The organism is Actinomadura decatromicini, from assembly GCF_008121305.1.
Lineage (GTDB): Bacteria > Actinomycetota > Actinomycetes > Streptosporangiales > Streptosporangiaceae > Spirillospora > Spirillospora syzygii.
Genome location: NZ_VSRQ01000006.1, coordinates 307,394 through 333,345, shown reverse-complemented (window position 1 = coordinate 333,345; position 25,952 = coordinate 307,394). Strand labels below are relative to the sequence as shown.

Below are 25,952 nucleotides of genomic sequence, written 5' to 3'. Positions count from 1 at the left end.
TCATGATCAATACCCAAGATCACCTCAACTCCGACCAGGCCGGTCAGACCGCCTGTCCACAACCGGCCCCGCCTCCGCCGTGCGGGCACCGCGACGCCGCCGCGCAGCGCTTTCACCGTTCTCGGCACCCCGAATTCGTCGCTTTCCACGATCGACCCGGGAGCCGCGAAAATCAGTTTCCCGCGGGGTGCGGATGGCGCTAAATTCCGTGGAAAGCACTTCGCGGGAGGCGATGTGAAACTTCTCAGCAACGTGCGGTCGAATGGCGCCGACCTGGCTCATCTGGCCGCCGAACTCGACATTCCCACGATCGCCGGACTCCAGCACCAGGGCGACGTTTCCGTGATTCCCGCCGCGATGGCGACGGACGGCCTCGGGCGTCCGGCGACCGAGGTCCCGGCGGCCGGTGTCGCCGTGGTCCGCGGCGAGGCGGGCGCTCACACGCACCTTCTGCTCGCCTCGGGCGACGTCCGGTACGACGTCCACGACGGCGCGGCGGACGACATCACCCTCGGGACGCTGGAGGTCGGCGAGGGCGCGACCGCGTGGCTCGACCACCCGGAGCACGGGAACACCGGAATCGCCCCCGGCCTGTACGTGCTGCGCCGCAAGCGCGAGATGGCGCCGCGCGCGTTCACGCCCGAGACCCGCCGCAAGCGGGAGCAGGCGCGCAAGCTGGCCCGCAAGCAGGCCGCCCGTGACCGGGCGGCTCGTGAGCAGGAGGCGCGCGAGCAGGCGGAGCGGGAGCAGTTCGCGTCCGTCCGTTTCGTCGCGGACTGATCATGGCCGACCCGCGCCCCGCCCAGGAGCCGCCGACCGTGGAGCAGCAGTCACTGCTCCCGCAGGTGAGGGACGAATGGGTCGCGTACGGCCTCGCCACGGGTCCGGCCGACCGGGCGGCGGCCGAGGCGGGCGTCCGGGACGTCTACCTCGGCGCCGGCCGGCGGCCGCCGGAGCACGTGATCTGGCTCGGCTCGCCGATGGCGGGCAGCATCGGCGCCGACATCCGCGCGGGCCGCCGCGCGCTCGTCACCAGGCGGGCGTGGCGGACGCTGCCGGAACCGTCCGCCGACGCCATCGTCGACCGGGTGCCGGAGGACGTCCCGGAAACCGACCTGATCATGCTGGACCCGCTGCCGTCCGACCTCGGCGGCCTGGAGCGCGACCCGCGCTGGAACGGGCTGCTGTCCCGGCTCGGGCGCGAGGTGGCCGCCGCGGTCGAGCCGGGACTCGACCAGCCCGTCGGCTCGGCCGTCGACCAGGTCGCCGCGACCTGGCAGGACGCGGAACGGCTTCCCGAGGTGGGCGCGCTGCCCCGGCTGGGCGCCCACCGCCCGCGGATGCTGCGGCGGCTCGCCCAGCTCGCCTACCTCGAACGGTGCGGCGTCTGGGCGCCGGACCGCCACGGCCGCGGCCTGCTCCAGGTCGGACGGTCGGCGGGGGAGTGGTGGCCGATGCGGAACAGCGTGATCCTGACCGAACGTCCGACCGAGCTGCACCACGATGCCGAAGGGAGGCTCCACCACCCGGACGGACCGGCGGTGCGGTACCCGGACGGCTGGTGCCTGTGGGCCTGGCACGGCGTCCTCGTGCCGCGCGAGATCGTCGAGGACGACGTCCCGATCGCCCGGGCGGTGTCGCTGCGCAACTCCGAGCAGCGCCGCTGCGCCGTGGAGATCCTGGCGGGCCGCGCCGGCTGGCGGCGGGTCGTCGCCGAGTCGGGCTGGCCGCGCGTCGGCCGGGAGACCCCGGACCCGGGCAACCCCGGCCAGGTCCTCAGCCTCTGGTGCGTCGAGGAGCTGTACGACGACCACGTGCACCTGCTGCTGATGACCAACGGAACGCTGGAACGCGACGGCACCCGCCGCGAGTTCGGCGAACTGGTGCCCGGCTGGATCCGCGACCCGATCCAGGCCGCCGCCTGGCAGATCGGCCTGACGTCCGACCAGTACCACGAGACGACCCGCCGAACCTGATCCCGGTCGCCTCGGGCGGCCGACCTCGGAGCAACGGAATTTCGCCGAATCGGCCTCCTGTTGCGCGCCGAGTTGTTCGGGAGCGTTCTGGACACCGTTCGTGACCTGCGCTGAACGGCCCCGTACGGACCCGTACGGGGCCGGGCCTTCCTTCTCGCCGACGGCTGGACGAGATTCGCTCCGTGCCTTCCGGCCGGGGGCCTTTCCCACCGAGCAACTCCCAACGCGAAGGAGTGCCCTGGCATGACGACCAGAGCAGTGGCCCCTTCAGGATCACCAAGAACCAATCCACGAAATACGTGGTCGTGACGCGCAACGTACAAATCTGTTTCAACATCAGCGGCAGTAACCTGAACAAGGGTTACATGGTCTACATCCTGCGCTTCGTAGAGCCGGGCTGGCCTCATCAGCAGATGTGGGGAACGACGTACTGGGGCCCGAAGAGCAAGACCTGCTCACCCTGGATCGACAGCGACGGTGCCAATACCGCCGCGATCTTCACTGACAGCGGCGCGAACCCAGTCGGCGACTTCTGGCTGTACTACAACTAGCCACGTCCGCCCGCGCTCGTAGCGTTCGGCCGGGAGTGCCCTCCGCTTGGGGCGCACTCCCGGTCTGCGGTGGCTCTCACCGTCAATGGCAGGGCACGATCGGGTGGTCGTATTCGCAGTTCTTCCATCCGGCTTGGGCGCCATTCGTGCCGGGTCCCGAATCGGCGGACGGTGTGACCGGCGAATACGGCTCGGGAAGCTCCCCGGTGGGTGTCTCGCCCGGCGGGGGCTTGCTCGGCGTCGGCTTGCTCGGCGTCGTGCCGGACCGGTCGGCGGGACGGGACGTGGGCTTCGGGTCGGAGTCATCGGTCGGCTTGGTCCCGGACGCTCTGCGGGACGGCTCGGAGCGCGTGGCCGGAGGCGCCGAGCCGTACGGCGCCGGAGCGCTCGGCAACGAGGACGCCTTGGGAGGCGCGGCGCTGTCGGTGTCCGGGCCCCGGGCGTTCATGAGAACGACCGCCGTGACCGCGGCCGACAAGGCCATCAGCAGCACGGTGACGGCGGAATGCCGCCGGACACGCCCGCGCCGACTGATCGAAGGCACAGGCGGTATCCGCGGAGCCGGTACGGGGATCGGCTCCGTGGTCTCGGGGAGATCCGGCTCGGACGCGGTCAGGGCGTCGTCGTCTATCCGCGCCGCCGGCTCCGGCTCGGCCGGGCCCTCCGACCGTCGAGCGGACTCGACCGCGAGCCGCCGCCGCTCCCCGACCCAGACGGCGACCGCTGCTCCGTCGCACCCGCACGCCTCGGCGAACGCGGCGACGAAATCCTCGCGCGGCAGGCACGACTGGTTGAGGACCGTGGCGATCGTGCTGTGCGGAAGGCTCTTCCCCAGGTCACTCGCGCGTTTCGCGAGCGTGCGGTAGGACTGGCCCGACCATGCCTTCAACAACCGCATTTCCTCGACGAAATGCTCGGGCGTGGTCGCGCCCTCCGGGCTCGGCGACGCATGCCCCATGAGGCCCCCTGACATCGACGGAACACGAACCGAATTCGCCGTACCGCGAACGGTAACGACGAATGGCCCGATCGCTCCGATTATGTCGTACGGAGAGGCACCGCAGAAGCGTAAACGAACCACCACACGACGACTCATCCGCCGGAGCGCCCATGACGCCGGGACGCGCCGCGCGCTGAACGCCATCCCCCAGAGCTGATCATCACGTCCGGCAACTGCCGTGCCATGGACGCCTCCTGCACGGAACCGAGCGCGGAGTAGGGCATTCGGGATCGCCCTTCCTCCGCGCTCGGATGACGCCCTTTCCGGTGATCAGGTGGCTTTGCCGCGGGCGACGTAGACGTTCATGTCGGTGAAGTCGAGGGTGACGTTGAACGGCTTGTAGAAGCTGTGGGCGAAGTGGGCCAGGACGTCGAACCCGTAGTCGCCGGGCGCGGCGTTCTCCGCGTCCGCGAGCCGGAAGCCGCCTGCCCCGCCGCCCTTGTCGGTGTAGCAGTAGGCGTGCCTGGCGACGGCGTCGCCGAGACGGACCTCCTTCGGATAACAGGGGTAGCTGACGACCGGCTGGCCCCCAGCGAACGCCTCCAGCGGACGGTCGTAGTCGGTGCGGATCCGCAGTCGTTCGGCCGTTTCCGCGGAGATGCCCGCGACCTGCTCACCGGTTCCACCGAGATCCAGAGCGATCACCCGGGACCCGGAGTCGGCGACACTGCCCCGGCTGTGGAGCAGGTGCTCACGCGCCAACCACAGCGGCAGAGGCTTGGCCCCCGCCCGCGCGGCCTCGGCGCGCGCCCTCCTGGCGGCTTCCGGCGTCCGACGACGCAGGATCAGCGCCCGCCCCGCGTAGTCGACGGTGGTCAGGAAGTGGTACAGGATCCACGTGCCGATGATGCCGTCGTTGCTCTGACCGGGTGCCTCTTCGTCCGACTCCGACCACTGCACGGGGACGTTGCGCAGTTCGATGCCGCCCAGATTGAAGGAGTCGAGCACCCCGAAGTACATCCAGAGGGTGTGGCCCGCGTATTCGATCTTCTGGCTGGCGACGGCGCTCAGCCCGGCCTCCTTGGCCACTTTCGCGGAGATGCCCAGCCACGGGACGCGGGTGTAGAACGTGAACCGCTTCGGCGGCCCGCCGTTGACCGATGCCTCCAGTATCGGAAAGGGATCCATTTCCGACCACGGCAGCCGTCCGACATCACCATGAACCTGATACGGCGTCCCCTTCACCGCCGCGAACCATTTGGCGGTGACGTCCTCCCCGCCCGCCTGCCAGTGCGGCGCGGCGAGGGAGAGCTTGTCCTGCCGGGTGTAGCAGTCGGCCAGAAGCAGGTGGGCATCCTTGTCGTCGGGTGCCGATCCGAGGGCCATCGAGAGATACTTCTCAGCCTCGGGGAACCTATTGCTCAGCAACCCCACGTAACCGCGCTGACGCGCCGCGTGCACATTCTTGGGGTCGTTCTTCAATATCTCCTCGTAGGCGCGACCGGCCTGCTCGAACTCCCCGGCCCTGAACAGCGCGTCCGCGTCACCGCCTTCGGCTCGCGCAGTGCCCGTCCCGCCCAGCAGCGGCCCGGTCGCGGCGGCCCCGGCCACCACGGCGGCCCCCCGGAGCACCGAACGCCGATCCCATCCTCGGTCACCAACCACGCTCTCGCCCTTCTCGCGCTCACCCTCCGAAACCGAGGCACGCCCCGGCCCGGACCCTGCGGCCCGTGCCCAAACCGAAGCCGAGACCCCGTTGCAGTGGCGTATGCGTTTTCCAATACATCCGCAATACACCAATCCCCGCATGATGCCGGGGAGAGTCAGCACTTGAGGACTGTCAGCGGAGCGGCGAGTTCGTCGCTCGCCAGGGCTCGCACGAAGGGCGCCAGCATCCCCTTCCACGTCTCAAAAGAAGCCCCGGACCCAGGACGGCCCAGGGCTGGCGGGGGAGCTAGCGCTTCAGAGCTGTTATCAGGGCACGGAAGGCATCAGGGGTGATATGCAGCCTGGGGCCGTCTGGGGCCTGGCTGTCGCGAACGCCGATGAACCCGGAGAGGCGAGCGACCTCGACACAGTCACCGCCTTGCGCCGTACTGCGGCTCGCTTTCCGCCAAACCCTCGTGGCCACTTCATGTCCTCCAAATAACGGCTGGTCAGGTCTCGGGAGACGCTGGCGCGGATGATTCGGATCGAGGCGTGTGTGCTCTGTTTTGTTCCTGGGCGGTCGGAGAGTTGCGTGGGTGGCTCTTGTTGGAGGGAGTGTCAGTGCTTGAGGGTTGTCACTAGAGCTGCGAATTCGTCGCGCGCTAGGAGGATCCTGGGGCCGTCCGGGCTTTTGCTGTCGCGGGTAGCGATGGCCTGGGGGAGGTGGGCGATTTCGACGCAGGCGCCGCCATTTCCAGAGCTTCGCGTCGACTTGCGCCAGACGAGATCGCTAATGTCCACTGTTCTACCTATGAGGTCAGCCGAGCGGTTGACGGGTAACGCCAATCGGGAGGTTGAGGGGTCGGCCTCTTGTCGGATGTATTAGCGCTTGAGGGCCGTCACAAGGGCTGCGAATTCGTTGCGTTCTAGGAGTAGTTTGGGGCCGTCGGGGTTCTTGGAGTCCCTAATGGCGGTCAGTCCGTTGGAGAGCGCGGCCAGTTCAACGCACTCGCCTCCGGTCGAGGTCGAGCGGTTGGCTTTTCGCCAGACGATCTTGTCTGTTTCCACGTCGTCGCCTTCCCGCGGATTTCGTCCAACGACTGCGCCACCGGGAGCGCAACCCCTTGAACCTGCCGTAGTGCTCTGCCGAAGGCTACTAGGTCGGTCGGCTCGGCCATCGTGAACCCGCGTGCCACCGTCTCGACGTAGGCCACCTGCTGCATGTCTTCGAGCGGGGTATCAGCGCTTGAGGACTGCCAGCAGGACCGCGAACTCGTCCCGGCCCATGGTCAGCGCGGGACCCTCTGCGTCCTTGCTGTCGCGGATGGCGATGGTTCCGGCGGCTGACGCGAGCTCGACGCACTCCCCGCCGTTACCGCCGCTTCGGGACGATTTTCGCCAGGTGACAGCTTCGAAGTTCATCGTTTCCCGCCGTTCTGGGCGTCGGGTGTAGGAGGAAGGTCGTTCGATAGCCCGGCATGCGTCGACTGAGTCGCTGCCTGTGGAGGCTATTAGTGCTTCAGAGCAGCGATCAGGGCGATGAAGGCGTCGCGCTCTAGAAGCAGCCTTGGGCCGTCCGGGTCCTTGCTGTCGCGGACGGCGACGACTCCGGGGGCCGATGCCAGTTCGACGCACTCCCCGCCGTTGGAGGCACTGCGGGACGCCTTGCGCCAGACAAGATCGTTCACGTCCATCGTTCTTTCACCGTTCTGCGTATGAGGTCGGCCGATTGACTGACGGGCAGTGCCAACGATCGTATCTCCCGGAGAGCTCGGCGCACTTCGGTGATGTCTTCGACGTCGCCCATCGTGAAGCCGCGTGCAATGGTTTCCACGTAGGCCACTTCCGTGAGGTCTTCAAGCGTCGCGCATGTGAACGACCCCATGTTCCCGATGTGCTCGCCGTGGGTCGGGACGACCTGGACAGTGATCCTTTCCGAGGGTGGGCTCAAGAGGTGTTCCAACTGTTCTCTCATCACCTCCGGCCCGCCGACCTCGCGGTACAGGACGCCCTCGTCCATCAGGAAGGTACAGTCCGGGGGCTCGTCGCGGACGAGGATCTCCTGACGTTTCAACCTCGCTTCGATGGCTTCGCTTCTTCCGTGGAGGACGGCGGTGACGTAGGCAGGTGTCTGTAGCAGGCCGTGCACGAGCATGGCCTGCCAACTCTCCAGCGCGTCCGCTGCCTCCTCTAGACCCACCCAGTCGAACCACACTGGAAAGGCCGCGTCCTTGACAAGGTCTTCCCACAGGGCGACTAGCTCGCCGTTGGTCTCAAGCACGGTGTCCATGGCCTCGGCGAATTCACGACTGCAGCGGGTCCGGCCGGTCTCGACCTGGCCGATGTACTGCGGAGTGACGCCCTCGCCGTCGCGAGCTCTGCGAGCGAGGTTGTCCTGACTCCAGGATTTGGCCTCCCGAAACCGGCGGAACCGACGTCCGAAGGAGAGGAGCGAGGGGCTCACCTTGGCTCTGTGACGGCGCGGTGCCATGCGGTAATCGTCCCTCAAGTCGGTCTCAAGCGGCCAGCAAGTTCGCAGAACTCGTTGCTGCTGACTTGTCAGGCTTCACCTGCGCTTTGTGACTCTTCGCAAGCGAAGCGTGTCTGAATGGGTCGTCCAACCCCGAAGACGTGAGGTCACAGGCATGGCAGCAACAGCACTCGCCCCGGAGGTTCCGCCGCCGCTCGTCCTTGAAGCGAGTGAGCGGGCGCCGGGGTTGGCGCGGCGGTTCTTGGCCGCGCGGTTCGTGGAGTGGGGGATCGAGGACGACTCTCCCGGGCGGGTCGTGGTCAGTGAGCTGGTCACCAACGCTTGGTTGCACGGGGAAGGGGTGATCGTCGTGCGGGTGTTCCGGGACGAGCGTGACGGCCGTCCGGTCGTGGAGGTGTGGGACGGCGGGGAAGGGCGGCCGGTCGTCCGGGAGGAAGACCTCGGCGCTACCTCGGGACGGGGGCTGCGGCTGATGGCGGAGCTCGTCCACGAGTGGGGTGTTCGTCCGCTGAATGAGGGAGGGAAGGTCACGTGGGCCAAGCTTCGCTGACCGAGGTGCGGAGGAAGGTCCGCGTCCGGTACCTGGATTGGCGGACGGCGTGGGACCGCGACACGGCGGCGGGTCACCTGGAGACGCTTGCCCTTGCGCTGGAGCGGCGCGGGTGGCGGTGTGTGCGGACATACGAACCGGAGATCGTGCAGGTGCGGGTGCCGTTGTTGCGCGTGTACGGCGGGGACATGGCAGTGACGTTGTGCGTGCTGGCTCTGCCCGGAGGCGCGTGGGGCTTTCATGAGGCCGCGCGTGGGCGGGGCGGATTCCTGTGCCACTGCGGCGACGAGGCCACGGAAGTCGTCGAGCGCCTTCTCCGATGCCGGTCGTGCGGGTGAGGGACGAGGCCGTCGCGCTGTTGCTGCTCCGGTACTTGTTTCCCGGCTGGACGATCGCCAGGGAGCTGGACGGCGGCTGGAGTGCGGCCGGGTACATCTCGTCTGGTGACCTGGACGGGCTGCTCGAACGGCTGACCGCCGCCGATCCCCGCGCCGCGCGGCGGGCCGTCCGGCTGCTGAGTGCCTGTGAGGTGAGGCCCGACGACGACAACGATCCTTAGACTCCGCCTTGTGTCGTGGATTCCTGCGCTTTCGAGTGTTCTCGGCGCTGTTATCGGACTGGGTTCGGCCCTCGTGGGCGACCGCGTCCGCTGGCGGCGGGATCAGGGCAGTCAGTGGCTCACCGTCCGGCGCGAGGTCTATGTGGGATATCTGAACGCGCTGCACGAGGCGAACCAGGCGATGCGGCCGGTCTCGCTGGGCCACTTTCCGCCGGAGATCAGATCGGGTGTGTCCAAAATTGTTCGAGTATGTACCGAACACCATTTTCGACCTGTGCTCTAAATGGTGGAAATGGATTTGATAGGGGTGTTCTTCGTCGCGGTGGCCGGTGAGAATCGGCTCACGCCTCCGGCCGGGGCCTGTTCACCGAGCAGTTCTCAACGCGAAGGAGTGGCCAGGAATGACGATCAGAGCGATGGGCAAGGCCGCGGTTCTCGTCGGGGCGGCCGCGGCGACGCTCGCCGGGGGCACCGCGCACGCCGCCCAGGCCGGGAGGGTGTCCGCGCCGAAGGCGGGCCCGGCGAAGGTCTTCGGGGGTTCATCCGGTCCCTACCACCTCACGAAGAACCAGACCACGAAGTACGCGGTGGTGGATCGCAACGTGCAGATCTGTTTCAACATCCGCGGCAGCAATCTGGGTAAGGGGTACGCCGTCTACATCCTGCGTTACATGGGTCCGGGAATTCCCAACCAGGTGATGTGGGAGGCCGAGTACTGGGGCCCGAAGAACAGGACGTGCTCGCCCTGGGTCAGGAGCAACGGCCCGAACGCCGGGGGGATGTTCACCCAGAGCGGCGCGAACCCGACCGGGGATTTCTGGCTGTACTGGAACTAGCCGTCTCCCGCGCTCCGGGGCACGGTCCGATCGGGCCGTGCCCCGGAGCGCGTGCCGGGATGCAAGTAGCTTGATGTCGAGATAAATTCGAGGTAGCTTGACATCAAGAGAAAAGCTGCCGAAGTTGGGCGGCCCTGGTGCCGTGGCGCGTCCCCGACTAAGGCAGGATCAAGGTAGGCGAGGACCCGCCTCGCCGCGCGGTGAGCGCAGGCCGAAGGGGCGGGCATATCGAAGATCGAGATGAACGCCGCGCGCTCCCGTCAGACGCGCGGTGCTGACGGAGGAGGAGTCCGTGTCCGCGAACAGCTTCGGCAGCCTTGACAAGCTGCAGGTTGGCGACAGGTCGTACGACATCTACCGGCTGGACGCCGTCGAGGGCTCGGCCCGTCTCCCGTACAGCCTCAAGGTGCTGCTGGAGAACCTGCTGCGCACCGAGGACGGCGCGAACGTCACCGCCGAGCACATCCGCGCGCTCGGCCAGTGGGACGCCAAGGCCCAGCCCAGCAAGGAGATCCAGTTCACCCCGGCCCGCGTCATCATGCAGGACTTCACCGGCGTGCCCTGTGTGGTCGACCTGGCGACGATGCGCGAGGCGGTCCGCGACCTGGGCGGGGACGCCAGCAAGATCAACCCGTTGGCGCCCGCCGAGATGGTGATCGACCACTCCGTCATCGTCGACTACTTCGGCTCGCCGGACGCCTTCGAGCGCAACGTCCAGCGCGAGTACGAGCGCAACCGTGAGCGCTACCAGTTCCTGCGCTGGGGCCAGACGGCGTTCGACGAGTTCAAGGTCGTGCCGCCCGGCACCGGGATCGTCCACCAGGTGAACATCGAGCACCTCGCCCGCGTGGTGTTCGACCGCAACGGCGTCGCCTACCCCGACACCTGCGTCGGCACCGACTCGCACACGACGATGGAGAACGGCATCGGCGTCCTCGGCTGGGGCGTCGGCGGCATCGAGGCGGAGGCCGCGATGCTCGGCCAGCCGATCTCGATGCTCATCCCGCGCGTGGTCGGCTTCAAGCTGACCGGCGAGCTCCCGGCCGGAACGACCGCGACCGACCTCGTCCTCACCATCACCGAGATGCTGCGCGAGCACGGCGTCGTCGGCAAGTTCGTCGAGTTCTACGGCGAGGGCGTGCACGCGCTGCCGCTGGCGAACCGCGCCACGATCGGCAACATGAGCCCCGAGTTCGGCTCCACCTGCGCCATCTTCCCGATCGACGACGAGACCCTCAGCTACCTCCGGCTGACCGGACGCAGCGAGGAGCAGATCGCGCTCGTCGAGGCGTACGCGAAGGCACAGGGCCTCTGGCTCGACCCCTCCGTGGAGCCCGAGTTCTCCGAGTACCTGGAGCTCGACCTCGCGACCGTCGTCCCGTCCCTCGCCGGGCCGAAGCGCCCGCAGGACCGCATCTCCCTCGCCGACGCCAAGCAGACCTGGCGGCGGGACGTGCAGAACTACGTCGCCAGCGTCCAGGGCGCGGCGGACGAGGCGTCCAACGAGTCCTTCCCCGCCTCCGACTCCCCGGCGATCAGCCGCGACACCAACGGCGACAAGCCCCGGCACGTCGACCCGAACGGCTCGTCCCGGCCGCACAACCGGGTCCCGGTCACGCTGGACGACGGGACGACCTTCGAGCTCGACCACGGCCACGTCGCCGTCGCGGCCATCACGTCCTGCACGAACACGTCCAACCCGTACGTGATGATCGGCGCGGCGCTGCTGGCGAAGAACGCCGTGGAGAAGGGCCTGACCCGCAAGCCGTGGGTGAAGACGTCGCTCGCGCCCGGGTCGCAGGTCGTCACCGACTACTACGAGCGCTCCGGCCTCGCCCCGTACCTCGACAAGATCGGCTTCAACCTGGTCGGGTACGGCTGCACGACCTGCATCGGCAACACCGGCCCGCTCCAGCCGGAGATCTCCAAGGCCGTCAACGACAACGACCTCGCCGTCACGGCGGTCCTGTCCGGCAACCGCAACTTCGAGGGCCGGATCAGCCCGGACGTGAAAATGAACTACCTCGCGTCCCCGCCGCTGGTCATCGCCTACGCCCTGGCCGGGACGATGGACATCGACATTCTCAACGATCCCATCGCCGAGGGCACGGACGGCCCGGTCTACCTCCGCGACATCTGGCCCGCGCCGGAGGAGGTCGCCTCGATCGTCGAGTCGTCCATCGGGCAGGAGATGTTCGCGCAGAGCTACGCCGACGTCTTCAAGGGCGACCAGCGCTGGGCCGGCCTCGACATCCCGTCCGGCGACCTGTTCGAGTGGGACGCCGCGTCCACCTACGTGCGCAAGGCCCCCTACTTCGACGGCATGACCGCCGAGCCGGAGCCGGTCACCGACATCCACGGCGCCCGCGTCCTCGCCAAGCTCGGCGACTCGGTCACCACCGACCACATCTCGCCCGCCGGGTCCATCAAGGTCGGGACGCCCGCCGCGCAGTACCTCCAGGACAACGGCGTCGCCGTCAAGGACTTCAACTCCTACGGCTCGCGGCGCGGCAACCACGAGGTCATGATCCGCGGGACGTTCGCCAACATCCGGCTCCGCAACCAGCTCCTGGACGGCGTCGAGGGCGGCTACACCCGCGACTTCACCCAGGACGGCGCGCCCCAGTCGTTCATCTACGACGCCGCGCAGAACTACGCCGCGCAGGGCACGCCGCTCGTCGTGATCGCGGGCAAGGAGTACGGGTCCGGGTCGTCCCGCGACTGGGCGGCCAAGGGCACCGCGCTGCTCGGCGTCCGCGCCGTCATCGCGCAGTCGTACGAGCGCATCCACCGGTCCAACCTGATCGGGCTCGGCGTGCTGCCGCTCCAGTTCAAGGACGGCGACTCCGCCGAGTCGCTCGGCCTCACCGGCACCGAGACGTTCGACATCACGGGCGTCACCGCGCTGAACGAGGGCGGCGTCCCGGACGAGGTCACGGTCAAGGCCGACGGCAAGGAGTTCACGGCGATCGTCCGCATCGACACGCCGGGCGAGGCCGACTACTACCGCAACGGCGGCATCCTCCAGTACGTCCTGCGCAACCTGATCGGCAAGTAGCGAGAAGGAGAACGGGCCGCTCCGCACGGAGCGGCCCGTTCTCCATGGTGCGCGGGGCCCGGCGGGTCCACACTGGTGGACATGGTGACGGTCGGTGATCGACTCCATCGGAGGCTGCGCGAGGCGCTGCTCCCCGGCGCCGGGCTGGAGCGGATCGGGGCCGAGCTGTCCCGCGTGATCGCGCCGGTCGTGCCGCACGACGCGCTGCGGTGCGGGGTGATGAACCCGGCGTCCGGCTGGGGCGTCACCTCGATGGCGTTCTGGCACGGGTACGAGCCCGACCTCGGCCGCGCGCTGCTCACCGCCGACGGCGTGACGGCCGACGTGCGGGAGCGGACGCGGCCCGCGGTGGCCGTGGCCGGTCTCGGGTTGCGCCCCCGCGACCCGCTGCTCGGCCGCGAGCCGATCGGCACGGAACTGCGCCTCGCGCTGCGGGACGCGCGCGGCGTGTGGGGCGTGCTCTGCCTGCTGCGGGCCGCCGACGTCCGGCGCCGGTTCGACGACGCCGACGCGGCGCGGCTCTCCGCGCTCGCGCCCGCCCTGATCTCCGCGCTGCGCGGCTATGTGACGGCGGGTCCCGGCGCGCCCGCCGAACCCGGGCCGCCGCCGGGCATGCTCGTCATCGGCGCCGACGACCGGGTCCGCGCGACGACGTCGCAGGCGCGCCCCTGGCTGGACGCGATGACGGCGCGGCTCGCGGTGCCGGACTGGCTGTCGGAGTCCTCGTTCGCGTCCCTCGCGGTCGCGGCGCGCGAGGGCCCGCGGGCGCCGCGGCTGTGCGTCCCGTCCGTCGGCGCCGGATGGTGGACGGCGATCGAGGCGCAGCCGCTCGGCGAGGAGGGCGACGTCGCAGTGGTGATCCAGCGCGCGACCGGGGCGCTGCTGCTCCCCTCGTACTGCGACTGGTACGGGATCACCGCCCGCGAACGCCAGGTCATCCAGCAACTGCAGCGGGGCGACGCGCCGAAGCAGATCGCCCGCGCGTTCGACCTGTCCGTCCACACGGTCAACGACCACCTGAAGGCGATCTTCCGCAAGACCGGCGCCGCCGGACGCGACGAGCTCATGGCGGCCGTCAACGCCTAGGCCAACGGATAGGACAGTGCCTAGCGTTCGACTGCGAGGCGGATGCCGAAGCCGATGAACGCGACGCCCGTGACCTGCTGGAGCCGCCGCCTGACGGCCGGACGGGACAGCGCCCGCCGCGCCGCCCGCGCCACGCCCACGATGACCGCGAGCCACAGCAGCGATTCCGCCGCGTGGATGGCGACGAACAGCATGCTCGTCCAGAACACGGGGGAGCCGTGCGGGATGAACTGCGGCAGCAGGCTCAGGTAGAACACGCCGACCTTGGGGTTCAGCAGGTTCGTGGTGAGGCCGGTGCGGAAGGCGGTGAGGCCGGACAGGCGGGGCTCGTCCGCGTCGTCCTCGACGGCGGCGCGCCCCCGGCGGGCGTTCCAGAGCGCCTGGCCGCCGAGCCACAGCAGGTAGCAGGCGCCCGCGACGCGCAGCACGTCGAACGCGATCCGGGACGCGGCCAGCACCGCCGTCAGCCCCGCCGCGCTCGCCAGCGCCCAGCACACCAGCCCGCTGACCACGCCCGCCGCGGCGAGGTGGCCGGTGCGCCGCCCGCCGGTCACGGTCGTGCGGAGGACGAGCATCGTGTCCACGCCGGGGGTGACGGTCAGCAGCGCCGCCACCCCGGCGAACGCGAGACAGGCGGTGAGCATGCCGTCCATTTTGCCAGGAATGTTCCACGGGTCGGCGGGAAAGGCGGACCCGAACCACGATTGGATGAAGGCATGACGGACCTGCAGAAGATCGGTGACCTGGACGTGTCCCCGCTGGCGCTCGGCGGCAACGTGTTCGGCTGGACCGCCGACCGGGACGCCTCGTTCCGCATCCTGGACGCCTACACCGCGGCGGGCGGCAACCTCCTCGACACCGCCGACTCCTACTCGGCCTGGATCGAGGGCAACCGCGGCGGCGAGTCGGAGACGATCATCGGCGACTGGACGGCGGCCCGCGGCAACCGCGACGACGTCGTCATCGCGACCAAGTGCGGACGCCATCCGGAGCACATGGGCCTGTCCGCGCCCGCGATGCGCGCGGCCGTGGACGACTCGCTGCGCCGCCTCCGCACCGACCGCATCGACCTGTACTTCACGCACTTCGACGACCCGTCCGTCCCGGTCGAGGAGATCATGACGACGCTGGACGAGCTCGTCACCGCCGGGAAGATCCGGCAGATCGGCGTGTCCAACATCGACCTCGACCGGCTGGAGGCGTCGCTGGAGTTCAGCGAGCGCGAGGGCACCGCGCGCTATGTGGTGATCCAGCCCCAGTACAACCTGGTGTCCCGCGACACCTACGAGGGGCCGCGCCGCGACATCGCCGAACGGCACGGGCTCGTCGCGATGCCGTACTACGGGCTGGCGTCCGGGTTCCTGACCGGCAAGTACCGCCCGGGGACGACCGTCGACAGCGCCCGGTCAGGCCGCGCCGCGAAGTACCTGGAAAGCGAGCGCGGCCAGAAGGTGCTCGCCGCGCTCGACATCGTCGCCGAGGAGCAGGGCAAGGCGGTCGCGACCGTCGCGCTGGCCTGGATCGCCGCGCAGCCGACCGTCGTCGCGCCCATCGCCAGCGCCCGCACGCTCGACCAGCTCCCGCCGCTCGTCGACGCCTTCCACACGACGCTGACCGCCGACCAGCTCGACCGCCTCACGGAGGCGTCCGCCTGATTCGGGGCCGCCCGAAATTGGGATGAGTCCGGGAAGCGCGGCATGTACCGTTCCACGGCGTGCCGGAAATCGACTTCCTCGTGTTCGGCGGCCTGGCCGCGCTGATCGGTTCGATGGTCCAGGGCAGCGTCGGCCTCGGCGTCGGCCTGGTCGCCACCCCGATCGTGACGATGCTGTTCCCGTCGCTGATGCCGGGTTCGATCCTCGTCGTCGCGCTGGCCCTGCCGGTCGCGACGCTCGCGCGGGAGGTCGGGCACGCCGACCTGCGCGGCCTCGGCTGGGCGTTCGGCGGACGCCTGGTCGGGACGCCGCTCGGCGTCCTGCTGGTCGCGGCCGTCCCGCAGCGGGCGCTCGGCATCGTGATCGGCGGCGTCGTGCTCGCCGGGCTCGCCGTGACGGCCTGGTCGCGGGAGGTGCCGCGCAACCGCCGGACGCTCGCCGCCGCGGGCGTCGTGTCCGGCGCGACCGGCACCGCGTCCGGCATCGGCGGCCCGCCGCTCGCGCTGCTCTACCAGCGCGAGAGCGGCCCCCGCGTGCGCGCGACGCTCGCCGTGTTCTTCATCGTCGGCGCGCTGCTGTCGCTCGCCACCCTCGCCGCGGCGGGACGGCTCCCCGTCCGGCAGGTCACGGCGGGCCTGGCGCTGACGCCGTTCGTCCTCGCCGGGTTCGCCGCCGCCGGCCCCCTGCGCCGCTACCTGGACGACGGCCGCCTCCGCACCGCCCTCCTGGTCGTCGTAGGCACCTCCGCAGCGGCGTTGATCGTCCGCAACCTGCTCTGAAGCGCCGCTCGCCGCAGGCGCCTCAGAACTCGATGAGGCTCTGCGGATCGAACCGGACGGTGAACGGCCTGCTCGCCTCGATCTTGGCGTCAAGGGTCTGGCCGGCCACGACCGTGCGATCGAGGCGGTAGCCGGACGCCCCGCCAGGGCGCTCGGCCCGGTTGTCGTCGCCGAGGACGAAGACGTGCGCCTTCGGCAGGGGAGCGAACTCGACGATCCAGTACTGGGGAATGCCGAGCTGCGCGTACTCCCGGAGTTTTCGCACCCGGTCGGTCCGCTCGCTCGCGCTGCCCCGCGAGATCACCTCGGCGACCAGGAGCAGTTCCCCGCCCGGGATGATGACCGGGCTGCGGTTCACGATCGAGGCGCGTGCCACGTCCTTGGGCACGACGAAGACGTCGGGCTTCCTGATGCCGGCCGGGGTGCTGATCTCCCATTCGCCGCCGACGGCGACGAACACCTCGGCCCCGGCTCCAGCCGCCTTGAGAAGCTCACCAAGCTGCATGGACACCCAGTTGTGCGGCGCGCTCGGCGACAACTCGATCAGCCACCCGTCTTCGAGTTCCAGGCCCTTGCCTTCGTCCTCTCGGGCGTGCAGATCCTCGGCTGTGTACGGACCAAAACCGCCATGGTCATGCGCGACGCTCACGGCCCTGCTCCCATCCGATGGCGCGACAGATCTATGCAGGGACAACGTTACCCCGCCCGACTTTCGACACTCAATGTAGCAATGCGAACACACTATGGAGTCTCTTCGATGAAATACGGCGGCGAGAGGGCGGTGGGGCTGATCGTTCGTAATCTGGTTCGATGCGCCGTCCGACTAAGGCTGAGCTTGAGGCCGCTCGTGATCGTGTTATTCCGGACGTTCTGCCGCCGGACGGCGGGACGCTCCGTGTCCTGTTCAGCGGCATCAACCCGGGGCTGTACTCCGGTGCGACGGGGCGGCATTTCGCGCGTCCCGGCAACCGGTTCTGGCCCGCGTTGTATCGATCTGGGTTCACCGACCGGCTGCTGGACCCGTCTGAGCAGGACCTTCTGCCGTCCTACGGGTTGGGGATCACCAACCTCGCGCATCGGACCACGGCGCGTGCTGATGAGCTGACCGCCGACGAGCTTCGCGAGGGCGGGCGCCGGCTTGCCGAGCTCGTGGAGCGGCTCCGGCCGTCCTATCTCGCGGTGGCCGGTGTCACCGCTTATCGCACGGCGTTCGGGCGTCCGCGTACCCAGATCGGTCCGCAGGACGAGACGTTCGGCTCAGCACGAGTGTGGGTGCTGCCGAACCCGAGCGGGCTCAACGCGAGCTGGCCGCTCGACCGGATCGCCGACGAGTTCCGGCGGCTGCGCGAAGCGGCGGACGGCTAGTGGCAGGTCGCGGCGTCAGGTCGCGTTGTCGAGCGCGGCGGTCGCGGTGAACATGGCGGTCACCTCGGCGACCAGCGTGGCCTTCGGCTCCCAGAGGCCGGGGCGGCCGAGCGCCACGATCGGCCGGGGGAGGGCCCGGACGTCCGCCAGGTGCCAGTGGTGCAGGCCCGGCTCCGACCAGGGCCCGCACTCGCAGGCGCGGCCGCCCGCCGAGCACACGTCGGTGAGGTCGGCGACCGCGATGATCGCGCCGATGGTGGCGAGCGGGTCGCGCGGGTCCCAGCCGGCGGCCTGGATGAGCGGCGAGTCGCACGCCTTCAGGTCGACCCGCATCGAGGCGTGGATCAGCAGCGGACCGCGGTAGGCGGTCGGCAGGCTCTGGTTCGAGACGGACTTCCCGCCACGCGCGATCGCGAACGCCCAGGGCTGCTGAACACTCATCGCCTGCACGCGGTCATCTCCCTGCCGTCGACGTCGGTCTTTCGCGGCGGGACGATCGGTGACACGTTCGATTCCCACCGCGGAGCTCCTTTGATCATCCATGTGACGCGCGAGGGACCGGCCGGGTTGACGGGCCCGGGCACCTTCCCCTGCAATTCTCTCGGCGGCCCCGAAAACGGCTTTTCGGCGGGCCTCAGCCCTTCAGCGCCCCCGCCATGAGGCCCCGCATGAAGAACCGTCCGAGCAGGAGGTAGACGAGGACTGTCGGCAGCGACGCCAGCAGCGCCTCGGCCATCTGCTGGTTGTACTGGACGGCTACCGCGCCGGATCCGGCGGTGTTGTTCAGCATAACCGTGACCGGCCAACTGTTGGGAGCGCCGAGGAACACGGCGAACAGGAAGTCGTTCCACATCGAGGTGAACTGCCAGATGAGCGTGACCGCGAACGCGGGCCCGGACACCGGCAGGACGATCGACCGATAGGCGCGCAGCATCCCGGCGCCGTCCACCCGGGACGCTTCGATCAGCTCGTCCGGAATGGTCGCGTAGTAGTTCCGGAAGATCAGCGTGCAGATCGGGATTCCGTACACGACGTGCGCGAGGATCAGGCCGCGGACCGTCCCGGAGAGTTCCATGTCCGTCAGCAGCCCGGCCAGCGGGATCATCACCGCCTGGTACGGGATGAACATGCTGAAGAGGAAGAGCGTGAACACGACGTCCGCGCCGGGGAACCGCCATTTCGACAGCACGTAGCCGTTCAGCGAGCCGAGCGCCGCCGAGATGAGCGACCCGGTCACGGCGATCTTGACGCTGTTCTCCAGGCCGGGGCGCAGCGCGTGCCACGCCGAGCCCCAGCCGGACGTGCTCCAGTGGTTCGGCAGGCTCCACGCGCTGCCCGGATCGGCCTCGTCCAGCGGCTTGAAACTGGTGACGACCAGCACGTACACCGGGATCAGGAACAACAGGACGAACATCAGCAGCAGGGCCGGCCTCACCGCTCGCGCCGGGCGCGTCATCGGGGCCGCTCTCTGCGCACCGTCCACACCAGGTACGGGACGACGAGCAGCGCCACCGCGACGAGCAGGTAACTGGCGATGGTCGCGCCGTTCGCCGGGTCGTGCCGGTCGAAGATCTCGACGTAGGTCGCGACGGCCGGGACGTAGGCGATGATCTGCTTCCCGGCGATCGCCATGATCAGGTCGAACACCTTCAGCGAGATGTGCCCGAGGATGATCAGCGCGGCCAGCGTCACCGGCCTGAGCTGCGGGAACACCACGTACCGGTACACCTTCCACTCGGACGCGCCGTCCACCCGCGCCGCCTCGCGCAGCTCCTCCGGGACGCTCCGGAACCCGGCCAGGTACAGCGCCATCACGTACCCGGACATCTGCCAGATCGCGGGCAGCGCCATCGCGGCCATGCCCCAGTCCGGGTCCTGCCACCAGTCGTTCGCCAGCGCCCCGAGGTGGAGCCTGTCGAAGAGCTGGTTGAACCCGACCGCGCGCTCCGGCGGGGCCGGGTTCATCAGCCAGCGCCACACGACCCCGCTGGCGATGAACGACACCGCCATGGGGAACAGGTAGACGACGCGGAACGACGCCTCGCCGCGAATGCCCTTGTCCATCAGGAACGCGAGAAACGCGCCGAGTACGAGCGCGCCGACGACGAACACGGCGGTGAAAAGCAGGGCGTGTTTGACGGCGCCGGGCCAGCTCGGCTGGTGCCACAGGTCGACGAAGTTCTTGCCCTTGTCGAACCCGTATCCGCTGACCTCGTCGTGTTTGCCGCTCAGCGCGACCCGCGTGTTCCAGAAGATGAGCCCGTAGACGAACAGGCCGATCGCGACGATGGACGGCGAGAGCAGCAGCAGACCGGGCAGCCACTTCCTGACGCGGCGGAGTCTCACCGGTTCACAGGCCGCTGTTCTTGGCGGCGCTCACCAACCCCTGCTGGAGTTTGCCCGCGTCCTTGTTCTGGAGGAACAGCCCGACCGCAGTGTCGATGTCGGTGTGCCATTTGTTGTTCGCGTTGACGCCGTGCCAGAAGGAGCCCGCGAGCTTCGTGCCCGGGTTGTTCCACTGCTCGAACGCGTACTGGAGGTAGCCCGTGTAGAGACTCTTGTCGGCGTCCTTGCGGGCGGGGATGGACCCCTTCTTCGGGTTGAAGAGGTCCTGCCCCTCTTTGCTGGACACCTCCTTAAGCCACGCCTGGGCGCCCGCCTTGTGGGGCGCGCCCTTGGGGAGGGTGAAACTGTCCGAGAGCCACAGGTAGGTGCCGTCCGTGCTGGGCGCCGCCGCATACTTGAAGTCGGTATCGAGCTTCTTGCCGAGCCCGTTGGGCGCGCTTCCGGTGAAATAGCCGTACGCCCAGTCGCCCATGATGTTGAACGCGGCCTCGCCGTCCACGACGGCCTTCGCGGCGCCCTGCCAGTCGGTGGACGCGGCCTCCAGCGTCGTGTACCTCATGATCTCGGCGAAGTCGGCGAGCGCCTTCGTGACGGCCGGGGCGCCCCAGTCGGCGCCCGGCTTCCACAGCGCGTTGTAGGCGTCCGTGCCGAGGTCGCCGAGCAGGACGTTCTCCAGCAGGTGGTCGGCCGTCCACTGCGCGCCGAGCGACAGCGGCACCTTCTTCGTCCTGTCCTTGACGGCCCTGAGCGCGGTGATGAACTCCGCGACCGACTTCGGCGCGCCGGACACTCCGGCCTCCTTGAGGACGCCGGGGTTGTACCAGAGGACGTTCGACCGGTGGATGTTCACCGGGACCGAGTACAGGTGCCCCTTGTAGGTGATCTGGTCGAGGAGTTGCCGCGGATACACCGACTGGAGGTTGTTCTGCTTGTAGAAGTCGTCGAGCGGCTCGATCTGACCGGCCTTGACGTAGTCGAGCAGTTCCGCGCCCGCGTGGCCCTGGAACGAGTCCGGCGGCCTGCGGTTCTGCAGGCGGCTCGCGAGGACGGCCTTGGCCTGCGTGCCCGACCCGCCGGCGATGGCGGCGTTGACGAACTTCGTCCCGGGGTTCTTCTTCTCGAAGTCGGCCTGCATCGCGGCCAGCCCGTCCGCCTCGCCGGGGCCGGTCCACCAGGAGAACACCTCGACCTTGGACTTGTCGTCGCCGGAACCCGAGTCCTCGTTCGCGCCGCACGCGGATAAGGCCATCGCACCGGTCATCGCCACGGCCGCGAACACCGTCCAGCGGCGCCTGGGAGCACGTACTCGCATCGTCCGTCCCTTCGGTTGCCCCGGAAAAGCAAGCGTCCGTTCGGACGCGAGGACCGGTCAACACCGAAGGTCGAAAAGTGATCCAGCGGTGATGCGAGCGCCACGCTCCGTCGGCACACGGCCGTGGCGGCCTTCCGCGCGCGACCGTGGTGAGGGCGCGGCGAGGGCGCGGTGGCTACCAGGCGAGCGCGGGCGGCAGGTCGGCCGGGCCCGCGTCGGGCCAGTCCGGCGGCGCGCCGAGCGGGGCCAGCTCCGCGAGCTGGAGCCGGTACCAGGGCGACGCCTCGGGCCGCGCGGCCAGTTCCAGGCAGCGCTCCCACGTCCACCACTCGGCGTCCTCGACCTCGTCCGGGTTCGGGTGGACGGCCTCGTTCGCCGGGACGGTGGCCCGCACGACCGGGCAGCGCTCGTTCTCGACCGTGCCGTCCTCCGCGACCGCCCGGTACTGGAACCGCGGCAGGACGGACGTCAGCACGGCGTCCGACATGCCGAGCTCGTCCTTGAGCCGCCGCAGGACCGCGTCGCGCAGGCCCTCGCCCGGGGCGGGATGGCCGCAGCAGCTGCCCGTCCAGACCCCGGGGAACGTGCGCTTGCCGAGGGCGCGCCGAGTGATCAGGACGCGACCCTCCGTGTCCACGACATAGCAGGAAAAGGCCAGGTGGTAGGGCGTGTCTCTATGATGGCTCGTGTTCTTCGGCGCGGTTCCGACCGCCTCGTCATCCGCGTTGAGCAGCACGATCTCTTCGACGACCATGCACACTTTCCTACCCCATCGGGCCCGGTCGGGACCGAATTTCCCGTGCGGGTCAGCCGTTTCGCACCCGCCCGCCAGGGTGCGCCTCTGCGCGGCGCGGGCGAACCGGGATTAAACTCGGAACGGCCCGAGCCAGGGGAACCGGTCCCCGACGGAGGAGTTGAAACGAGTGCGCTTGCTTGAGTCGATCAAGGGTCCCGACGACCTCAAACGACTGGACGCCGCTCAACTGTCCCACCTCGCCGAGGAGATCCGCGAGTTCCTCGTGCAGGCGTGCGCCAAGACCGGCGGGCACCTCGGGCCCAACCTCGGCGCGGTCGAGCTGACGATCGCGCTGCACCGGGTCTTCGACTCGCCGCACGACAAGCTCCTCTTCGACACGGGCCACCAGGCGTACGTGCACAAGCTCCTCACCGGGCGCCACGACTTCGAGCTGCTGAAGAAGCGCGGCGGCCTGTCCGGGTACCCGAGCCGCGCCGAGTCCGAGCACGACGTCATCGAGAACTCGCACGCCTCGACCGCGCTGTCGTACGCCGACGGGTTCGCCAAGGCGTTCCAGCTCCGCGGCGAGAGCGACCGGGCCGTGGTCGCGGTCGTCGGCGACGGCGCGCTGACCGGCGGCATGTGCTGGGAGGCCCTCAACAACATCGCCGCGGGCGCCGACCGTCCGGTCATCATCGTCGTCAACGACAACGGCCGCTCCTACTCGCCGACGATCGGCGGGCTGGCCTCGCACCTCGCCCAGCTCCGCGTGACCCAGGGGTACGAGAACGCGCTCGACCTCATCAAGAAGACCGTCCCGAGGGCGCCCGTCGTGGGCAACTTCACCTACGAGGCGCTGCACGGCATCAAGAAGGGCATCAAGGACGTCTTCCAGCCGCAGGCCATGTTCGAGGACCTCGGCATCAAGTACGTGGGGCCGATCGACGGCCACGACGAGGACGCCGTCGAACGCGCCCTGCGCCGGGCCCGCGGGTTCGGCCGCCCGGTCATCGTGCACTGCATCACCACCAAGGGCCGCGGCTACGCCCCCGCCGAGAACGACACCGAGGACCACATGCACGGCCCCGGCGCGTTCGACCCCGCCACCGGGGAGTTCGTCCGCAAGAAGGGCGTCGGCCCGTCCTGGACGAAGGTCTTCGGCGAGGAGATGGTCGCGATCGGCCGCGAGCGCCGCGACGTGGTGGGCATCACCGCCGCGATGCTCTACCCGGTCGGGCTCGCCCCGTTCGCCGAGGCGTTCCCCGACCGCATCTTCGACGTCGGCATCGCCGAGCAGCACGCCGTCACGTCCGCGACCGCGCTCGCGATGGGCGGGCTGCACCCGGTCGTCGCCCTGTACGCGACGTTCCTGAACCGCGCCTTCGACCAGGTGCTGATGGACGCCGCGCTCCACCGGCAGCCGGTCACCTTCGCCTTGGACCGCTCCGGCGTGACCGGCAACGACGGCCCGAGCCACAACGGCATGTGGGACATGTCGATCCTGCAACTGGTGCCGGGGCTGCGCGTCGCCGCCCCGCGCGACGGCGCCCGGCTGCGGGAACTGCTGCGCGAGTGCGTGGCCGTGTCCGACGGGCCGACCGCGCTCCGCTACCCGAAGGGCCCCGCCGACGCCGACATCGAGGCGATCGACCGGGTCGGCGGCATGGACGTGCTCGCCCGGCACAACGGCTCCAACGGCACCCGCGTCCTGCTCGTCGCGGCCGGGTCGATGGCGACGCCCGCCGTGGAGGCCGCCGAGCTGGTCGCCGCGCAGGGCATCGGCGTCACCGTCGTCGACCCGCGCTGGGTGAAGCCGCTCGACCCGGCGCTGCTCGACCTCGCCCGCGAGCACGCCCTCGTCGCCGTCGCTGAGGACAACGGCCGCACCGGCGCCCTCGGCGACGCGGTCGCGCGGCTGCTGCGCGACGGCGAGGTCGACGCGCCGATCCGCACCTTCGGCATCCCGCAGGAGTTCCTCGATCACGCGTCCCGCGGCGAGATCCTCGCCGACGTCGGCCTCACTCCGCAGTCGCTCGCGCGCGACCTCACCGAGTACGTCGCCCGCATCACCTCGGCGGACAGCCCGGCGGCGCCGGACGGCGAGCCCTCCGACCACGAGACCTCCGACCGAGACTGACCGGACCGGCCCGTCCGCCGAACGGCCGCGACATGCCGCCGCCCCGTCCGGCGGCGTCGGTGACGCGGGGGACGGGCGTCCGGTCCTGGCAGGCGCCCGCCTAGGCGCCGTCCGCCGAGTGCAGCTGCCAGAAGTGGGTGATGGACGCGGCCGCCGTGCCGAGTTCGCGGCCCGAGTACGTCCAGCGGCCACGCAGCAGCCAGGGGCGTCCTGCGCCGTCGCGGACGAAGACCTGGAGCGGGAAGCAGGCGTCGTGCGCGCGGATGACGCCCGCCGGGTCGACCGAGGGGTCGAGCCGCGGCTCGCCCTCGCACCGCACGCCCATCACGGACGTGCGCGGGTCCTGGCGCAGGAGTCCCTGCGTCAGGTCGTACACCAGTACGGAAACGTAGTCGGGCCCGAGCCATCTGAGATCTGGCACCGTCTCGGGTGGGGGGAACCCGTACAGTTCTGGACCGCCGGTCACACGCCGCACCGTAGCGCCAGAGTGACATATCCGTCACTACCTGACGGCCGGAAGATTATCGGGAACGTGAGTCAGTCGCGGCCGCGGCACGCGGACGTCATGGCCTCCCAGCGTGCCAGTTTGACGCGCTCGCCCCGGTCGAGCGCGCGGGCGAGGGCGATCTCGGCGGCGTCCAGGTTCAGCCAGTCGTCGTAGGTGACGACGCGCAGGCCGCGCGACTCCAGCAGCTCCTCGATAGTGTGCTCGGGCGGCGTGCGCGACCCGTCGGCGAGGACGTCCTCCAGCAGGTTGCGGACGGTCTCCGCGGCGTCCGACTTGTTGGTGCCGACGACCCCGGTCGGCCCCCGCTTGATCCACCCGGCGACGTACTCGCCGGGCACGGGGATTCCGTCCGGGCCGACGATCCGGCCGCCCGCGTTCGGGACGGTCGACGACCGCTCGTCGAACGGGACGCCGTCCAGCGGCACGCTCTGGTAGCCGACCGAGCGCAGCACCAGCCCGACGGGCAGCGTCTCGAACTCGCCGGTCCCGGTGACGCGGCCGGTCTCGTCCAGCCGGGTCTTCTCCAGCCGGAGGCCCTCGACCCGGTCGGCGCCGAGGATCTCGACCGGCGCCCGCCAGAACCGCACGTCGATCTGGCGAGCGCGGTCGGCGGGCGGCTCCGCCGTCCAGGCGTTCAGCACCTTGACGTTGCCGCGGACGTGCCGGTCCTTCTCGGCGAGCTCGGCGCTGACGGGGTCGAGGTCCATGTCAGCCGCGCTGACGTGGATGCCCGCGTTCGGAAGCTCGCCCAGCTCGCGGGCCTCCTTGGTGGTGAACTTGGCCTGCGCGGGGCCGCGCCGCCCGATCATGTGGACGCGCTTCACGCGGCTCCGCGACAGCGCCTCGATGACCTGCTCGGGGACGTCGGTGGCGCGCAGCTCGTCGGCCGACTTGGCGAGGATGCGGACGACGTCCACGGCGACGTTCCCGACGCCGATGACCGCGACCTCCTCGACCGACAGGTCGAACGAGTGGTCGGCGGCGTCGGGGTGCCCGCAGTACCAGTTGACGAAGTCGGTGGCGGCGATGCTGCCCGGCAGCTCCTCGCCCGGGATCCGCATGTGCCGGTCGACCATCGCGCCCGTCGAGTAGATGACGGCGTCGTAGCAGCCGAGCAGGTCGGCGCGGCTGAGGTCGCGGCCGAGCTCGACGCAGCCGAAGAAGCGGACGGCCGGGTTCTCCAGCACCTTCTGCAGGTAGCGGGCGATCGCCTTGATCGACGTGTGGTCGGGCGCGACGCCGTAGCGGACCAGGCCGTAGGGCGACGGCAACCGGTCGAAGACGTCCACCCTGACGTCGCCGTCGGTCTGCTTGACGAGAGCCTCGGCCGCGTAGATCCCCGCGGGGCCGGAACCGATCACCGCGACGAGCACTGGAGAAGCCATGGCCGCCATTGTGCCCACCCGGCCGCCAAAAGGAC

At 69.7% G+C, this 25,952-nt stretch carries 29 protein-coding genes; 12 read left to right on the top strand and 17 right to left on the bottom strand.

Going from position 1 to position 25,952, the window contains the following annotated elements; all coding sequences use genetic code 11:
- Positions 1 to 234 precede the first annotated feature (234 nt).
- From FXF68_RS27785 to FXF68_RS27775, 3 genes are all read left to right on the top strand, one after another.
- On the top strand, positions 235 to 780 hold the full coding sequence (locus tag FXF68_RS27785; protein WP_148764228.1) for a hypothetical protein: 546 nt from the start codon (positions 235 to 237) through the stop codon (positions 778 to 780).
- Between the two features lie 2 nt (positions 781 to 782).
- Positions 783 to 1,976 carry a DUF6745 domain-containing protein gene (locus tag FXF68_RS27780; protein ID WP_148764226.1) on the top strand — a complete coding sequence of 398 codons (1,194 nt, stop codon included), beginning with the start codon at positions 783 to 785 and terminating at the stop codon, positions 1,974 to 1,976.
- A 233-nt stretch (positions 1,977 to 2,209) separates the two neighbouring features.
- Positions 2,210 to 2,527 (top strand): hypothetical protein, encoded by a 318-nt coding sequence (locus FXF68_RS27775; RefSeq protein WP_148764224.1) that lies wholly within the window; start codon positions 2,210 to 2,212, stop codon positions 2,525 to 2,527.
- Between the two features lie 82 nt (positions 2,528 to 2,609).
- On the opposite strand, the gene FXF68_RS27770 is transcribed toward FXF68_RS27775, so the two are convergent.
- The 8 genes from FXF68_RS27770 to FXF68_RS27735 all read right to left on the bottom strand — a co-directional run bounded on the left by FXF68_RS27770 (position 2,610) and on the right by FXF68_RS27735 (position 7,578).
- Positions 2,610 to 3,485: a helix-turn-helix domain-containing protein gene (locus tag FXF68_RS27770; protein WP_148764222.1), complete on the bottom strand. Its 876-nt coding sequence runs from the start codon at positions 3,483 to 3,485 to the stop codon at positions 2,610 to 2,612.
- A 312-nt stretch (positions 3,486 to 3,797) separates the two neighbouring features.
- On the bottom strand, positions 3,798 to 5,099 hold the full coding sequence (locus FXF68_RS27765) for a tetratricopeptide repeat protein (protein WP_187438139.1): 1,302 nt from the start codon (positions 5,097 to 5,099) through the stop codon (positions 3,798 to 3,800).
- Between the two features lie 322 nt (positions 5,100 to 5,421).
- Entirely contained in the window at positions 5,422 to 5,598 is a 177-nt protein-coding gene (locus FXF68_RS27760; RefSeq protein ID WP_148764218.1) for a DUF397 domain-containing protein, read from the bottom strand.
- A gap of 134 nt (positions 5,599 to 5,732) precedes the next feature.
- Positions 5,733 to 5,915, bottom strand: coding sequence for a DUF397 domain-containing protein (locus tag FXF68_RS27755; protein ID WP_148764216.1), 183 nt, complete (start codon positions 5,913 to 5,915; stop codon positions 5,733 to 5,735).
- A gap of 81 nt (positions 5,916 to 5,996) precedes the next feature.
- A complete protein-coding gene (locus tag FXF68_RS27750; protein ID WP_148764214.1) occupies positions 5,997 to 6,182 on the bottom strand; it encodes a DUF397 domain-containing protein in 186 nt (61 codons plus the stop codon).
- 171 nt (positions 6,183 to 6,353) lie between these two features.
- Entirely contained in the window at positions 6,354 to 6,536 is a 183-nt protein-coding gene (locus tag FXF68_RS27745) for a DUF397 domain-containing protein (RefSeq protein WP_148764212.1), read from the bottom strand.
- Positions 6,537 to 6,625: 89 nt separating this feature from the next.
- The gene (locus tag FXF68_RS27740) at positions 6,626 to 6,808 is read right to left on the bottom strand and encodes a DUF397 domain-containing protein (protein WP_148764210.1); all 183 of its coding nucleotides are present in this window, start codon (positions 6,806 to 6,808) and stop codon (positions 6,626 to 6,628) included.
- Positions 6,799 to 7,578: a helix-turn-helix domain-containing protein gene (locus FXF68_RS27735; protein WP_246178976.1), complete on the bottom strand. Its 780-nt coding sequence runs from the start codon at positions 7,576 to 7,578 to the stop codon at positions 6,799 to 6,801. Before FXF68_RS27735 ends, FXF68_RS27740 begins: the two co-directional genes overlap by 10 nt.
- A gap of 181 nt (positions 7,579 to 7,759) precedes the next feature.
- Between FXF68_RS27735 and FXF68_RS27730 the strand changes: the two genes are divergently transcribed.
- From FXF68_RS27730 to FXF68_RS27710, 5 genes are all read left to right on the top strand, one after another.
- Positions 7,760 to 8,155: an ATP-binding protein gene (locus FXF68_RS27730; RefSeq protein WP_148764206.1), complete on the top strand. Its 396-nt coding sequence runs from the start codon at positions 7,760 to 7,762 to the stop codon at positions 8,153 to 8,155.
- A 328-nt stretch (positions 8,156 to 8,483) separates the two neighbouring features.
- Complete coding sequence (locus FXF68_RS27725; protein ID WP_148764204.1) at positions 8,484 to 8,714, top strand: hypothetical protein; 231 nt, start codon at positions 8,484 to 8,486, stop codon at positions 8,712 to 8,714.
- Between the two features lie 401 nt (positions 8,715 to 9,115).
- Positions 9,116 to 9,550: a hypothetical protein gene (locus FXF68_RS27720; protein ID WP_148764202.1), complete on the top strand. Its 435-nt coding sequence runs from the start codon at positions 9,116 to 9,118 to the stop codon at positions 9,548 to 9,550.
- Between the two features lie 292 nt (positions 9,551 to 9,842).
- The gene (gene acnA / locus FXF68_RS27715) at positions 9,843 to 12,608 is read left to right on the top strand and encodes an aconitate hydratase AcnA (protein ID WP_148764200.1); all 2,766 of its coding nucleotides are present in this window, start codon (positions 9,843 to 9,845) and stop codon (positions 12,606 to 12,608) included.
- 81 nt (positions 12,609 to 12,689) lie between these two features.
- Entirely contained in the window at positions 12,690 to 13,694 is a 1,005-nt protein-coding gene (locus tag FXF68_RS27710) for a helix-turn-helix transcriptional regulator (RefSeq protein ID WP_148764198.1), read from the top strand.
- Between the two features lie 20 nt (positions 13,695 to 13,714).
- On the opposite strand, the gene FXF68_RS27705 is transcribed toward FXF68_RS27710, so the two are convergent.
- The gene (locus FXF68_RS27705; protein ID WP_148764195.1) at positions 13,715 to 14,338 is read right to left on the bottom strand and encodes a LysE family translocator; all 624 of its coding nucleotides are present in this window, start codon (positions 14,336 to 14,338) and stop codon (positions 13,715 to 13,717) included.
- Positions 14,339 to 14,410: 72 nt separating this feature from the next.
- Between FXF68_RS27705 and FXF68_RS27700 the strand changes: the two genes are divergently transcribed.
- Positions 14,411 to 15,349, top strand: coding sequence for an aldo/keto reductase (locus FXF68_RS27700; protein ID WP_148764193.1), 939 nt, complete (start codon positions 14,411 to 14,413; stop codon positions 15,347 to 15,349).
- 59 nt (positions 15,350 to 15,408) lie between these two features.
- Entirely contained in the window at positions 15,409 to 16,128 is a 720-nt protein-coding gene (locus tag FXF68_RS27695; RefSeq protein WP_148764191.1) for a sulfite exporter TauE/SafE family protein, read from the top strand.
- Between the two features lie 22 nt (positions 16,129 to 16,150).
- On the opposite strand, the gene FXF68_RS27690 is transcribed toward FXF68_RS27695, so the two are convergent.
- Complete coding sequence (locus FXF68_RS27690; protein ID WP_222870117.1) at positions 16,151 to 16,777, bottom strand: Uma2 family endonuclease; 627 nt, start codon at positions 16,775 to 16,777, stop codon at positions 16,151 to 16,153.
- A 161-nt stretch (positions 16,778 to 16,938) separates the two neighbouring features.
- Here FXF68_RS27690 and mug point away from each other — a divergent pair, with 161 nt between their 5' ends.
- Entirely contained in the window at positions 16,939 to 17,493 is a 555-nt protein-coding gene (gene mug / locus FXF68_RS27685) for a G/U mismatch-specific DNA glycosylase (protein WP_148764189.1), read from the top strand.
- A 15-nt stretch (positions 17,494 to 17,508) separates the two neighbouring features.
- Here mug and FXF68_RS27680 read toward each other — a convergent pair whose 3' ends face one another.
- The 5 genes from FXF68_RS27680 to idi all read right to left on the bottom strand — a co-directional run bounded on the left by FXF68_RS27680 (position 17,509) and on the right by idi (position 21,905).
- The gene (locus FXF68_RS27680; RefSeq protein ID WP_246179007.1) at positions 17,509 to 17,934 is read right to left on the bottom strand and encodes an ASCH domain-containing protein; all 426 of its coding nucleotides are present in this window, start codon (positions 17,932 to 17,934) and stop codon (positions 17,509 to 17,511) included.
- 193 nt (positions 17,935 to 18,127) lie between these two features.
- Positions 18,128 to 18,949 (bottom strand): carbohydrate ABC transporter permease, encoded by an 822-nt coding sequence (locus FXF68_RS27675; protein ID WP_148764185.1) that lies wholly within the window; start codon positions 18,947 to 18,949, stop codon positions 18,128 to 18,130.
- Positions 18,946 to 19,839: a carbohydrate ABC transporter permease gene (locus FXF68_RS27670; RefSeq protein WP_246178975.1), complete on the bottom strand. Its 894-nt coding sequence runs from the start codon at positions 19,837 to 19,839 to the stop codon at positions 18,946 to 18,948. The genes FXF68_RS27675 and FXF68_RS27670 overlap by 4 nt, the downstream gene beginning before the upstream one ends.
- A gap of 4 nt (positions 19,840 to 19,843) precedes the next feature.
- Positions 19,844 to 21,151, bottom strand: a complete 1,308-nt coding sequence (locus FXF68_RS27665) for an ABC transporter substrate-binding protein (RefSeq protein ID WP_246178974.1) — start codon at positions 21,149 to 21,151, stop codon at positions 19,844 to 19,846.
- Positions 21,152 to 21,326: 175 nt separating this feature from the next.
- Positions 21,327 to 21,905 carry an isopentenyl-diphosphate Delta-isomerase gene (gene idi / locus FXF68_RS27660; protein ID WP_148764183.1) on the bottom strand — a complete coding sequence of 193 codons (579 nt, stop codon included), beginning with the start codon at positions 21,903 to 21,905 and terminating at the stop codon, positions 21,327 to 21,329.
- 169 nt (positions 21,906 to 22,074) lie between these two features.
- Between idi and dxs the strand changes: the two genes are divergently transcribed.
- On the top strand, positions 22,075 to 24,024 hold the full coding sequence (gene dxs / locus FXF68_RS27655) for a 1-deoxy-D-xylulose-5-phosphate synthase (protein ID WP_148764181.1): 1,950 nt from the start codon (positions 22,075 to 22,077) through the stop codon (positions 24,022 to 24,024).
- Between the two features lie 100 nt (positions 24,025 to 24,124).
- Here the strand turns inward: dxs and FXF68_RS27650 are convergent, their stop codons facing one another.
- Together FXF68_RS27650 and FXF68_RS27645 are read right to left on the bottom strand one after the other, a co-directional pair.
- Positions 24,125 to 24,490 (bottom strand): hypothetical protein, encoded by a 366-nt coding sequence (locus FXF68_RS27650; protein WP_148764179.1) that lies wholly within the window; start codon positions 24,488 to 24,490, stop codon positions 24,125 to 24,127.
- Between the two features lie 71 nt (positions 24,491 to 24,561).
- Complete coding sequence (locus FXF68_RS27645) at positions 24,562 to 25,917, bottom strand: FAD-dependent oxidoreductase (protein WP_148764177.1); 1,356 nt, start codon at positions 25,915 to 25,917, stop codon at positions 24,562 to 24,564.
- Positions 25,918 to 25,952: the final 35 nt, after the last annotated feature.

Bases quoted from the DNA above. Each gene is read 5' to 3' on its own strand.
- FXF68_RS27780 (WP_148764226.1), top strand. From the start codon at position 783: ATGGCCGACCCGCGCCCCGCCCAGGAGCCGCCGACCGTGGAGCAGCAG.
- FXF68_RS27710 (WP_148764198.1), top strand. From the start codon at position 12,690: ATGGTGACGGTCGGTGATCGACTCCATCGGAGGCTGCGCGAGGCGCTG.
- FXF68_RS27675 (WP_148764185.1), bottom strand. From the start codon at position 18,949: ATGACGCGCCCGGCGCGAGCGGTGAGGCCGGCCCTGCTGCTGATGTTC.
- FXF68_RS27770 (WP_148764222.1), bottom strand. From the start codon at position 3,485: ATGGGGCATGCGTCGCCGAGCCCGGAGGGCGCGACCACGCCCGAGCAT.
- FXF68_RS27730 (WP_148764206.1), top strand. From the start codon at position 7,760: ATGGCAGCAACAGCACTCGCCCCGGAGGTTCCGCCGCCGCTCGTCCTT.
- idi (WP_148764183.1), bottom strand. From the start codon at position 21,905: ATGGTCGTCGAAGAGATCGTGCTGCTCAACGCGGATGACGAGGCGGTC.
- FXF68_RS27705 (WP_148764195.1), bottom strand. From the start codon at position 14,338: ATGCTCACCGCCTGTCTCGCGTTCGCCGGGGTGGCGGCGCTGCTGACC.
- FXF68_RS27665 (WP_246178974.1), bottom strand. From the start codon at position 21,151: ATGCGAGTACGTGCTCCCAGGCGCCGCTGGACGGTGTTCGCGGCCGTG.
- FXF68_RS27740 (WP_148764210.1), bottom strand. From the start codon at position 6,808: ATGGACGTGAACGATCTTGTCTGGCGCAAGGCGTCCCGCAGTGCCTCC.
- FXF68_RS27745 (WP_148764212.1), bottom strand. From the start codon at position 6,536: ATGAACTTCGAAGCTGTCACCTGGCGAAAATCGTCCCGAAGCGGCGGT.
- FXF68_RS27680 (WP_246179007.1), bottom strand. From the start codon at position 17,934: ATGAGTGTTCAGCAGCCCTGGGCGTTCGCGATCGCGCGTGGCGGGAAG.
- FXF68_RS27720 (WP_148764202.1), top strand. From the start codon at position 9,116: ATGACGATCAGAGCGATGGGCAAGGCCGCGGTTCTCGTCGGGGCGGCC.
- mug (WP_148764189.1), top strand. From the start codon at position 16,939: ATGCGCCGTCCGACTAAGGCTGAGCTTGAGGCCGCTCGTGATCGTGTT.
- FXF68_RS27700 (WP_148764193.1), top strand. From the start codon at position 14,411: ATGACGGACCTGCAGAAGATCGGTGACCTGGACGTGTCCCCGCTGGCG.
- FXF68_RS27645 (WP_148764177.1), bottom strand. From the start codon at position 25,917: ATGGCTTCTCCAGTGCTCGTCGCGGTGATCGGTTCCGGCCCCGCGGGG.